Source organism: Bacteroides mediterraneensis, from assembly GCF_025993685.1.
In the GTDB taxonomy this organism is placed as follows: domain Bacteria; phylum Bacteroidota; class Bacteroidia; order Bacteroidales; family Bacteroidaceae; genus Phocaeicola; species Phocaeicola mediterraneensis_A.
In genome coordinates this window covers 4,288,069-4,299,284 of record NZ_DAJPEN010000001.1, presented here as the reverse complement: position 1 = coordinate 4,299,284, position 11,216 = coordinate 4,288,069, and the positions used below count along the sequence as shown (strand labels likewise).

At 47.3% G+C, this 11,216-nt stretch carries 11 protein-coding genes; 5 read left to right on the top strand and 6 right to left on the bottom strand.

Annotated elements, in window-relative coordinates; genetic code table 11:
- Window positions 1-75 precede the first annotated feature (75 nt).
- Together OIM59_RS18230 and OIM59_RS18225 are read left to right on the top strand one after the other, a co-directional pair.
- Window positions 76-714, top strand: a complete 639-nt coding sequence (locus OIM59_RS18230) for a hypothetical protein (protein ID WP_303898049.1) — start codon at window positions 76-78, stop codon at window positions 712-714.
- A 97-nt stretch (window positions 715-811) separates the two neighbouring features.
- Window positions 812-2,269, top strand: coding sequence for a hypothetical protein (locus OIM59_RS18225; RefSeq protein WP_303898047.1), 1,458 nt, complete (start codon window positions 812-814; stop codon window positions 2,267-2,269).
- Between the two features lie 174 nt (window positions 2,270-2,443).
- On the opposite strand, the gene uxuA is transcribed toward OIM59_RS18225, so the two are convergent.
- Genes uxuA through OIM59_RS18210 form a run of 3 tightly spaced genes read right to left on the bottom strand, consistent with a single transcriptional unit; the run spans window position 2,444 to window position 5,559 of the window.
- Complete coding sequence (gene uxuA / locus OIM59_RS18220) at window positions 2,444-3,622, bottom strand: mannonate dehydratase (RefSeq protein ID WP_072541515.1); 1,179 nt, start codon at window positions 3,620-3,622, stop codon at window positions 2,444-2,446.
- A 30-nt stretch (window positions 3,623-3,652) separates the two neighbouring features.
- Window positions 3,653-4,468 carry an SDR family oxidoreductase gene (locus OIM59_RS18215; RefSeq protein ID WP_022353349.1) on the bottom strand — a complete coding sequence of 272 codons (816 nt, stop codon included), beginning with the start codon at window positions 4,466-4,468 and terminating at the stop codon, window positions 3,653-3,655.
- A 5-nt stretch (window positions 4,469-4,473) separates the two neighbouring features.
- Window positions 4,474-5,559, bottom strand: a complete 1,086-nt coding sequence (locus OIM59_RS18210; RefSeq protein ID WP_303898044.1) for a substrate-binding domain-containing protein — start codon at window positions 5,557-5,559, stop codon at window positions 4,474-4,476.
- A gap of 213 nt (window positions 5,560-5,772) precedes the next feature.
- On the opposite strand from OIM59_RS18210, the gene OIM59_RS18205 reads away from it, so the two are divergent.
- Window positions 5,773-7,569 (top strand): MutS family DNA mismatch repair protein, encoded by a 1,797-nt coding sequence (locus OIM59_RS18205; protein ID WP_303898041.1) that lies wholly within the window; start codon window positions 5,773-5,775, stop codon window positions 7,567-7,569.
- A 73-nt stretch (window positions 7,570-7,642) separates the two neighbouring features.
- Here the strand turns inward: OIM59_RS18205 and rd are convergent, their stop codons facing one another.
- Together rd and OIM59_RS18195 are read right to left on the bottom strand one after the other, a co-directional pair.
- On the bottom strand, window positions 7,643-7,807 hold the full coding sequence (gene rd / locus OIM59_RS18200) for a rubredoxin (protein WP_022353352.1): 165 nt from the start codon (window positions 7,805-7,807) through the stop codon (window positions 7,643-7,645).
- 71 nt (window positions 7,808-7,878) lie between these two features.
- Window positions 7,879-8,586 (bottom strand): NAD-dependent deacylase, encoded by a 708-nt coding sequence (locus OIM59_RS18195; protein WP_303898039.1) that lies wholly within the window; start codon window positions 8,584-8,586, stop codon window positions 7,879-7,881.
- A 148-nt stretch (window positions 8,587-8,734) separates the two neighbouring features.
- Between OIM59_RS18195 and OIM59_RS18190 the strand changes: the two genes are divergently transcribed.
- Both OIM59_RS18190 and OIM59_RS18185 read left to right on the top strand, forming a co-directional pair.
- A complete protein-coding gene (locus OIM59_RS18190; RefSeq protein ID WP_072541511.1) occupies window positions 8,735-9,319 on the top strand; it encodes an FKBP-type peptidyl-prolyl cis-trans isomerase in 585 nt (194 codons plus the stop codon).
- Between the two features lie 12 nt (window positions 9,320-9,331).
- On the top strand, window positions 9,332-10,186 hold the full coding sequence (locus tag OIM59_RS18185; RefSeq protein WP_303898037.1) for an FKBP-type peptidyl-prolyl cis-trans isomerase: 855 nt from the start codon (window positions 9,332-9,334) through the stop codon (window positions 10,184-10,186).
- 162 nt (window positions 10,187-10,348) lie between these two features.
- On the opposite strand, the gene OIM59_RS18180 is transcribed toward OIM59_RS18185, so the two are convergent.
- Entirely contained in the window at window positions 10,349-11,188 is an 840-nt protein-coding gene (locus OIM59_RS18180; RefSeq protein WP_288352636.1) for a discoidin domain-containing protein, read from the bottom strand.
- Window positions 11,189-11,216: the final 28 nt, after the last annotated feature.

The window sequence follows — 11,216 nt, the reverse complement described above, 5'->3', positions numbered from 1 at the left end:
TTGAAAAGTTATGATTATAGTTACCTATAAGTACATAGACATCTTATTATGCAGACTCCTAAAAATAAAAATAATATGAAACACTTGATTACATTTCTGCTAGCATTGTTATTAATGGTACCAGCAGCTGAGGGACAAGCTCAGAACAAGGCACTGGAAAAAGCGTTGAAAAAAGAGTTCAAAGCCAAACAAAAAGAATTCAAAAAAGGTGGATGGAAAATCTACGGTACATCACGCAGTGAGGACGTTATTTTGCTAAAGCATTTTGACAAACTTTCCAACATGGGAGAAGATGCGGTGGAAGTTGTAGGAGTAGCCTCCAATTTTAAATCAAAAAATGTTGGTGTACAAATGGCATACAACAATGCTGTCGTAACGTATGCACAACGTGCAGGCAGCCAAGTAAAAGGACGTGTGGTATCCGACATCTCAGGAGATGGGACCAATGCGGAAAGCGAATTTGAACATTTTTATGCAGCCTACGAACGTGAAGTAGAAAAAGAAATCAAAGGAGAACTTGAGCCCAGTTTTTCTGTCATACGTGACAACGGAAATGGTACATTCGAAATGCAAAGTTATTTTATTGCAAGCGAAAGCGCCGCTACTAAAGCTCGTATCCGCGCTTACGAAAATGCAATGAAAGAATCGGCCGCAGCACAGAAATATGCAGGAAAAATCAGTGAATTTATAAAAGAAGGAGTAAACGGGGAATAATCCTAACAGGTTATAAATTTAATTTATGCGTCGGGAAGTATTGAAACGTTTTTCTTAGAACAATCATACATCTCGACGCTTTTTTAATATCACAAAAATGAAGCAGAAAATATATATAGGGATATTTATCATGTTATGTTTTATAGGAGAACTCTTTGCACAAACCCCCAATAACTCATTTCAGGAATTTCGCGAAGGTGTATTAGGACGTTATTCAGCCCATCGCACCCACGTTCTCAACGACTATGCTAAATACTTGAAAGGAGTATGGCAGGAATATCAAAGTTTTCGTGGTATCACCTCGGATTCTTGTCCCAAGCCTAACAGACAACCCCAGTTCTCCCCTAAAGCACAACCATCCGTTCCAATACAATTGAATCCTGTCTCCTTTCAAATACCCAATCCAGACAAACAACCTACGCCTCCTATATCTCAACCAAGAAAACCCAAACATGATGATTCTCAAAAATATTTCGAGTTATCCTTCTATGGAATTCCCATTCAATTACCAGAACCCGACAAACCTTTTTCACTTACTTCCTATACACCAGAAGCAATCAGTGATTACTGGGATAAACTTCTAAAAGAAAACGACTACAAATATTTAATTTCTGAACTGAAATACATAGCTGACCAGCTTGTCTTAAATGACTGGCTGAGAACTGAGCTGATTCGCTGTTATATAGATCAATGGTTAGCCTCTTACACTCCGAATATACGCATAATTTTTCGTCATTTTATACTCACATACATGGGATATGACATCAGATTAGGACTTACAAAAGAAAAACAACTCGTGCTAATGATACCTTTTGAACAAACTGTATATGCACGAACATATCTTCAATTAGGAGGAAATAAATATTATATATTTTACGATTCAAAAGCAGAAGAAAAAAAACTTCCTTCCATCTCTACTTGTAATCTTCCACAACGATTTTCTACCAGGAAAAGCATAGATTTGTCATTTCAGACTCCTCTTGCTCTTCCCAATATTCAACCCATCGAATTCCAATTGACAGACGGCAATTTATCTGTTAACGGAACAATATCAAAAGCCTTAATCAGCATGTTAACACATTATCCTCAAATGCCAATACCTACTTATGCAACGTCCACCCTATTAAATGATGTACGGCAACAAATCGTAAAACAACTAAAGACACAATTAACAGGATTTGAAAAGTTGGAAGCATTAAATGCATTACTCCATTTCGTTCAATATGCCTTCCGCTATGCAACCGACAAACAGCAATTCGGTTATGAAAAGCCTTTTTTTCTTGAAGAGATTTTATATTATCCAGCATGTGATTGTGAAGACCGTTCCATATTCTTTGCGTATTTAGTGAGAAATGTATTGAACATTGACTGCCACTTGATAAACTTCCCAGGACATGAATGTACAGCCGTTGAACTTTCATATCCTATAAAAGGGGTCAGTTATTCATATAAAGGAAAAAAATATTATATTTCAGATCCAACCTTTATTGGAGCTGCGGTAGGAATGTGTATGCCGGACTATCTGCAAATACAACCTGTAATTGAACTCTGGTAGGACTGGCAACAATTACTAGCATAATGTACATAAATGCAGATTACATAGTCTTTACATGCACTTAAGAGAAGTAATTTGGGGATATATACCTCAAAACAAAATGGTCCATGAACGGATTCTCTCCTCCATGAACCATTTTCTTCATTTATACACCCTCAGCGGTCAGCTGATTTATCAGTTCTTTTCTTCCATCGACTTGGCGATACCCATTTCCAGTCCTCTCAGTTCGGCCAGTCCTCTCAGGCGGCCCAGGCAAGAGTAACCCGGATTGGTTTTCTTCTTCAAGTCGTCAATCATCTGATGGCCGTGGTCCGGACGCATCGGGATTGAGACCTTGCGGCGCTGCTGCATGAGCAGGAAGTTCTTCATCACGTGATACATGTCCACATCACCCTCCAGGTGGTTGGCTTCGAAGAAGTTGCCTTCGGCATCACGCTGTGTGCTGCGCAAGTGTACGAAATTGATGCGGTCGCCCCAGCGCTCCATCATGCCGGCCAGGTCGTTCTTGGCACTGACGCCCAGCGAACCCGTGCAAAGACACAAACCATTGGACTCGTTCGGCACGGCTTCCACCAGCTTGCGGAAATCCTCTTCCGTACTCATGATACGCGGCAAGCCCAGAATCGTCTGTGGCGGGTCGTCCGGATGGATGACCAGTTTCACCCCTACCTCATCGGCTACCGGACAAATCTGTTTCAAGAAGAAAATCAGGTTGGCACGCAGCTTTTCGGCATCGATGTCCTTGTAACGGTCCAGTTCATGCTGGAACTGTTCCAGTGTGAAACTCTCTTCCGAACCCGGCAGTCCGGCAATCATGTTGCGGGTCAGGCGGTGGATTTCTTCTTCATCCATCTGCTCATAGCGTGCCTTGGCCTTAGCTTTTTCTTCCTCGGTATAATCCTTCTCTGCTCCCGGACGTTTCAGGATAAAGAGGTCGAAAGCCACGAAGGCCGCCCGTTCAAAGCGCAAAGCCTTGGAACCGTCGGGCATGGTATAAGCCAAGTCCGTACGGGTCCAGTCGAGCACCGGCATGAAGTTGTAAGTCACAATATAGATGCCGCATTTGGCCAGATTACGCAGGCTTTCCTTGTAGTTCTCGATATATTTCATGAAATCGCCGGTCTGCGTCTTGATATGTTCGTGTACCGGCACACTTTCTACCACACTCCACTTCAAGCCGACTTCCTCAATCATCTGCTTGCGTTTCATGATTTCCTCTACCGTCCACACTTCACCGTTCGGAATGTGATGCAAGGCATTGACGATACCTGTGGCACCGGCCTGCTTGATGTCCCACAAAGACACCGGGTCGTTCGGACCATACCAGCGCCAGGTTTGTTCACATAAATACATAACGTTTCTTTTTTTAAGGTTCGTACTCGATTAAATAGAGAAAGCATCAAAGCCACCGTCGATGACGGCTACCGTACCCGTCACGAAACTGGATGCATCGCTGATAAGGTAGTGGATGGTACCATACAGGTCTTCCGGTTCACCGAAACGTCCGAACGGAGTGTGAGCCAGAATCGTTCTGGAACGGTCGGTCAGTGAACCGTCCGGATTCGTCAGCAACGTACGGTTCTGTTCGGTCAGGAAGAAGCCCGGAGCAATGGCGTTCACGCGCAAGCCGTCGCCGAACTTGATGGCCAGTTCGCCAGCCATGTATTTCGTGAAGTTGGCAATGGCAGCCTTGGCAGCCCCGTAACCTACCACACGGGTCAGCGGGCGAAGGGCAGACTCAGAACAGAAGTTCACGATAGCTCCTTTTTTCTGTTTCACCATGACATCGGCAAAAACCATGGTCGGCAATACCGTACCGAAGAGGTTCAGGTCGACCACCTTCTTGAACGCATCAATCTGCAAGTCGAAGAAAGTCTTGTCTGGGGCGATAGTGGCACCAGCCATGTTTCCACCCGCTGCGTTCAGCAACACGTCAATGCGGCCATACTTTTCCAGAATGTCTTTCTTGTTCTGTTCCAGCACTTCCTTCTGCATCACATCGGTGTACCAGAAAGTAGCCTCGTGACCCTGTGCCACAATTTCTGCGACCAATGCTTTTCCCGCTTCTTCACTACGGTCGAGGATGACCATTTTTGCACCTTGTGCAGCCAAATACTTGGAAATACCTTTTCCCAACACACCGGCTCCCCCGGTCATGACGACTACCTTGCCGTCTACATTAAATAATTCGTTTGCCATAATAATTAGATTAGCAATAAATTCGATACTTTATTATAAAACCGATAATTCTCTTTCAACAAAATGTCTATCGGCAACAGGTTCACCACGGGCGGGCGTTCATCGAAAAGGAGCAGCCGGCTCAGCGCCTTCACCCCGTTGTAGCCCTGCAACTCCGGACGCTGGGCAATCAGCGCCTGCACATAACCTTCGTTCAGCAGCCTCACGTTCGGGTCAATCAAATCATATCCCACCAGCCGGATGTCTTTCCGGCCCTGTTTTTCCAGGTATTCACCGAGAATGTAGCAGGAAGAATTGAAAGTCACCGCTCCACGGATGTCCGGATAATGCCGGAAAGCCTCGTCGAGCACCTGCCTGTTGTGTGCCTCATCCCCTATCCATAAATCCACCTCCCGCAGCGGCATGGAGCAACATTGCTGCGCCAGGTAGCGCCGGAAACCGAGATAGCGTTTCTCTCCCTGTGTGGAAAGTCCGCCTTTCCCGTGCTGAATCCGGGCCACCAGGATATCGCCCTGAAAGGCCATGGAAGCCAACAGCATCCGGGCTCCGATTTCACCGCCAGCCACGGAATCCGTACCGTAATATGCCAGCCGATGCTGTTCCTCGATGTCCGAATCCACATACACATACGGGACTTCACGCGCATCGAGCAAAGCCGACAGACGGATGACCGCCTCCTTGAACAGGGTTCCCACCACCACGCCGTCCACCGCCTCCGGCAGGCTCAGCAAACGGGAGGCCGTCTCCTCGAAACTGCTTTCGCTGTATTGGTCGAAAGTCAGTACCGTGACCTTCACCCCATAACTCTCCAGCTCTTCCTCCGCCCGGCGGATACCATATTCCATGGCGCTCCAATAGTCGCCCGCCCGGAAGTCCGGAATCAAGGCTACCAGGTGGCAAGGCTTCTTGACAGCCAGCGAACGGGCAATCAGATTAGGCTTGTAGCCCACCTGTTCCATGATTTTCTTCACCCGACGGATATTCTCTTCCGAAACACGTCCCCGGTTGTGAATCACACGGTCGACTGTACCCACCGACACATTGGCCAGACGGGCAATGTCGGTCAGCCGCATGTTTTTGTTCTTCTGCATAGATAGGTTCTCAAAAAAATGTGTGTGCGAGCACGCATTTCCACTAAAAGAAAACGCGTTACCGCGCACACTTTTTATAAATACATTTTGATTTCCTTGCAAAGAAGACATTTATTCATGAAAAACACAAACAGATTCAACCTTTTAACAGATTTTTCAGCCGCAATTTTACACTTTTTCGTTCCTTTGTCGTGTTTACACAAATACAGACGTATGAACCCTGAAAACTACTACCAAGAACGACTGGCCTCGGCAGAAGGTCAACTACGCAAAGTCAAACAACAAATCGCACGCGTCAGCACCCTCCGCGTGGGGCTGTTCGTAGCCGGACTGGCCGGAATCTATTGTTTTTTCCACCAGCCCGCATTGCTGACAACCAGTATCTGCCTCACCTTCCTCCCTTTTTTCATCTTCGTGAAACTTCACAGCCGACTCTTCCACCGGAAAAAATGGCTGGAAACCGAGGCATGTGTCCAGAAAGAAGAATTACAGGCGCTCTCCGGCGACTACAGCAGCTTCGACGACGGAAAAGCCTATATCAACCCGTCACATCCTTATACCTTCGACCTCGACGTGTTCGGACGCCACTCCCTGTTTCAGGCCATGAACCGCACCTGTACCATTTTCGGGAAAGACTGTCTGGCTTACTGGCTGCAACACCACCTTTGTGAGCCTTCCGCCATCCGCGTACGCCAGCAAATGGTACAGGATATGAGTCGCCGTCCCCTGTTCCGGGAACAGTTCCGGGTAACGGGACTCGTACATCAGGGTACGCCGTCCGATGGAGAGAAATTACGCGCTTGGAGTCAGAGCCCGTCGCAATACCTGCATGCCGGATGGGTAAAAGCCCTTACGTGGGGAGTCCCCCTTATCAACGGACTGCTCCTAATTACTTCGCTGGCCGGATGGGCCTCCTTCACCTGGCTGGGACTCTCGTTCGGCCTTTTTCTGATTCTCAGTTTCGGCATTGTCAAACGGGCTACCTACGTGCAGGAAACCTACGGCAAACAACTGAAAAGCCTGAACGGATATGCACAACTCATTGCGCTGGCCAAGAAGGAACAGTGGGAAGCCCCCGCCCTGAAACAGCTGATGAACCGGTTGGATATGGACGGCAAATCACCCGTTGACGCCTTGCAACAGCTCTCCAGGGAACTCGACCGGCTGGACTTGCGCAACAACCAGTTTCTGTACATCCTGCTGGAGGGAAGTCTTTTCTTCCAGCTACAAGAGATTGTCCGCATCGAACGATGGAAAGCCCGCTACGGACAGCACATCACCGGCTGGCTGGAAACCATCGGAGAATTGGATGCCCTCTGCTCGCTGGGCACCTTTGCCTATAATCACCCCACTTACACCTATCCCGAACTGGCCGAGAAACCGTTCTGTTTCCTGGCAACCCGGATGGGACATCCGCTCATGCCGCCTGCCCAATGTGTGAAAAACGACGCCACTCTCCCGTCGCGCCCCTTCTTCCTCATCATCACCGGTGCCAACATGGCCGGAAAAAGTACCTACCTGCGTACCATCGGGGTAAACTACCTGCTGGCCTGTATCGGCGCTCCCGTGTGTTGCGACAAGCTGGTGCTCTATCCCCATCAGCTGATTACCAGCCTCCGCACATCCGACTCACTGTCCGACAACGAGTCGTATTTCTTCGCCGAGCTGAAACGGCTGAAACGCATCATCGACCTGCTGAACCAAGGCCAACAGCTCTTCATCATTCTGGACGAGATTCTGAAAGGCACCAATTCGCTGGACAAACAGAAAGGCTCCTTCGAGCTGATTCGCCAGTTCATGCGCCTGAAAGCCAACGGCATCATCGCCACCCACGACCTCCTGCTGGGCAGCCTCATCGAACAGTTCCCCGACGAAATCCGGAATTACTGCTTCGAAGCCGACATCAAGGACAACGAGCTGACCTTCTCTTACCAACTGCGGGAAGGAGTGGCACAAAACATGAATGCCTGTTTCCTGATGCGGAAAATGGGCATAACCCTGCCGGAATAAGGCAAAAAGAAAACGGCCTTCCAAAAGTATATGGCATACTTTTTAGAAGGCCGCTCTTATCAAGAAAAGTGTATTAATCTTCTACTACCTGGAAATCTTCTTTTCCGACTCCACAAACCGGGCAAACCCAGTCTTCTGGAAGATCTTCAAAAGCCGTACCCGGAGCAATACCTCCGTCTGGATCACCCACTTCTGGATCGTAAACCCAATCACATACTGTGCAAATGTACTTTTTCATAATCAGTCAATTCTTAATTAGTTAGTATTTGTTCTTAGTTTAAAATGATAACAAATATAGAAAGAATTTGTTTACTTTGCTTCATTCAATAACATTTTTTTTAATTCTTCCATCCCTTCGGAAGCTCCCTTGCGGATGACGTGTACCGGACGCCCGGAAACGATACGTACTTCTTTCGGGTCAATCAGATAGACCGGCACCCCGTCGCGCACGTAATTCAGCAGGCCTGCCGCCGGATAGACGTTCAGGGAGGTCCCGATAATGACAAAGATATCGGCCTTCTCCACATACTCCACGGCTGTCTCAATCATGGGCACCGCCTCACCGAACCAGACGATGAACGGACGCAGCTGGGAACCGTCGCCTGCCTTGTCGCCCATCTTCACTTCATATTCATCCGGACGGAGTTCCTTGATATAACGCGGGTCATTGGGATTGTAACTGGAAGTCACCTTGGTCAGCTCACCGTGCAGGTGAATCACCTCATGGCTTCCGGCACGCTCATGCAGGTTGTCCACATTCTGTGTGATGATGGTGACATGGAAATTCTTCTCCAGTTCCGCCAATAACTCATGACCGCGGTTCGGTTTCACCTCCAGCAACTGCTTGCGGCGGTCGTTGTAGAAATTGATGACCAGTTCCGGATTGGCCGCATACCCTTCGGGAGTGGCTACCTGTTCCACCGGATACTGGTCCCACAATCCTCCTGCATCGCGGAACGTGCTGATACCGCTTTCCGCACTCATGCCGGCCCCTGTCAATACAACCAGATTTTTCATATTCTTCTCCTCCTTATTTTAGATACATGATTTAGAAACGTGTTCACCCGCCAAAAATAAGAAAATTTATCAATCAAAATTCCTCATATTCACAGAAAAAAGATACCTTTGCTCCCCGTTAATTCACATTTTAATACAAGATTTATTTATGGATAAATTTAGTTACGCCATTGGTCTGGGGATTGGCCAAAACCTGTTCAGCATGGGCGCACGCTCCATCGATGTAAATGACTTCGCACAGGCTATCAAAGACGTATTGGAAGGAAATCAGACTGCTATTTCTCATACAGAAGCACGTGAAATCGTGAACAAGTTCTTCATGGAACTGGAAGAGAAAACCAACGCAGAAAACATAGCAAAAGGGAAAGCATTCCTGGAAGAGAACAAGAAAAACCCGCACGTAGTAACCCTGCCTAGCGGATTGCAGTATGAAGTAATCAAGGAGGGCAACGGCAAGAAGCCGAAAGCTACCGACCGCGTACGCTGCCACTACGAAGGTACGCTGATTGACGGAACGCTGTTCGACAGTTCCATCAAGCGTGGCGAACCGGCTGTATTCGGTGTAAACCAGGTCATCAAAGGTTGGGTAGAGGCACTGCAGCTGATGTCGGAAGGTGCCAAGTGGAAACTCTACATCCCGTCGGAACTGGCATACGGCGCACAAGGAGCCGGCGAAATGATTCCGCCCCACAGCACCCTGATTTTTGAAGTAGAATTAATTGAAGTATTATAAATAACGAAGCAAATGAAAAAAGGTACATTTTTTATGATGCTTGCCGCTGCAGCCAGCCTGGCATCATGTACAGCACAAGGCCCGAAAGCCAACCTGAAAAGCGACGTAGACTCTTTGTCTTATATGATGGGTGTAACCAACACTCAGGGTTTAATGGAATATGTACAAGGCCGTCTGGGCGTTGATTCAGCATACGTAGCCGACTTCATCAAAGGTCTGGAACAGGGCTGCAAGGAAACAGATGCCAAACAGAAAGCCTATCTGGCAGGTATGCAGATTGGCCAGCAAATCAGCGGTGACATGTTCGACTACAACAACCGTCAGATTTTCGGACAGGACTCTACCCAGTCACTGAGCAAGGAAAACTTCCTGGCTGGATTCATCGCTACCGTAAAGAAACAGGGCTTTGTTTCAGTAGACTCTGCAGCTGTGTATGTACGCTCAAAAGCTGAATTAATCAAATCAAAAGCTTTGGAAGCCAAATATGCGGACTACAAGAAGCAGAACGAAGAATTCCTGGCTAAGAACAAAACAAAAGAAGGTGTTCAGACTACAGCCAGCGGATTGCAATATAAAATCATCACCAAAGGTACAGGTGCCATTCCGGCCGATACTTCACGCGTGAAAGTGAACTACAAAGGTACCATGATTGACGGTACAGAATTCGACAGTTCTAAAGAACCCATCACATTGGCTGTCAGCCGTGTGATTCCGGGATGGACAGAAGCCCTGAAGATGATGCCGGTAGGCTCTAAATGGGAATTGTACATTCCGCAGGAACTGGGATACGGTGCACAGGAAGCCGGCAAGATCAAACCGTTCTCTACTTTGATTTTCGAAGTAGAACTGGTAGACATCGAGAAATAATACACTTCCACCGTTATAACATTGCTTCGGGAATCCCTCGCTTGCCCTGAAAAAGGAACAAGCGGGGGATTCTCATTTTCTTTCCTCCATATACATATTCACACAAGAAAGGCCATCCTCACCCGGAGAACGGCCTTTCTGTATGGAAAAAGATTCATCATTTTAAATCTTTCCGTATGCCTTGAAGTAAGATACCTGACAAACTCCAGTATCGTTATTGGTTTCTGTGATAACCAGTTTGACATAACGGGCTACTACCGGTTCAGTCAATGAGATGACCTCTTCGGCCGGAACCAACGGACTGTTTCCTGTCACGATAGTGCCATCAGGAGCTTCCCACGGCAAAGCGAACGTAAATCCACCCACTTGAGTGAACTTCTCATTGTCCGTGCTGACCCACAATTGCAAAGTCTTTACCGAAGGATAATTATTTTCCCCGTATGCACGACGGCCGATAGCAAAGCTTATGCATTCCAGTTCTTCCTGCATATCGATGACCAATGTGTGAGGAAGCGGTGCATTTCCTCCGGAATAAGCACTGTGCCAGAACTGAGTACGGTCATCGGTGAACAGGCTAGGATAACCTCCTCCGTCACCAGCCTCAACATCAGAGCCTGTAGCTGTCCATTTGGTCCAGTCGTATTGCAATGTGGTCTGACCTTCATACTTCTGCAACACCGTGAAAGAAGTGGTACGATAACCGCATCTTACCTGAACGGTGGCAGTACGATAATTGGAAGGATCCGGATTGGCCTGAGTGGCTTTCACGGTAATCTCTTTACCGGAAGCAGACACCGTACACCAATCCACTCCGTCTTCCATGGTAAAAATCATTTCAGAAGGAATATCCGTATCAGCCGTTATTGTCGTGGTAGCACCTTCGGCTGCATCGAGTACAGCCCGTTCAATGATAATGTAACCCACATAAGGTTGTTCTTGTTCCTTACAGCCACAGAACAATGCCAGTAAGAGAAGTGACAAAAAATATGATATTTTTTTCATTTTACAGTTTCTGTTATATATAAATAAA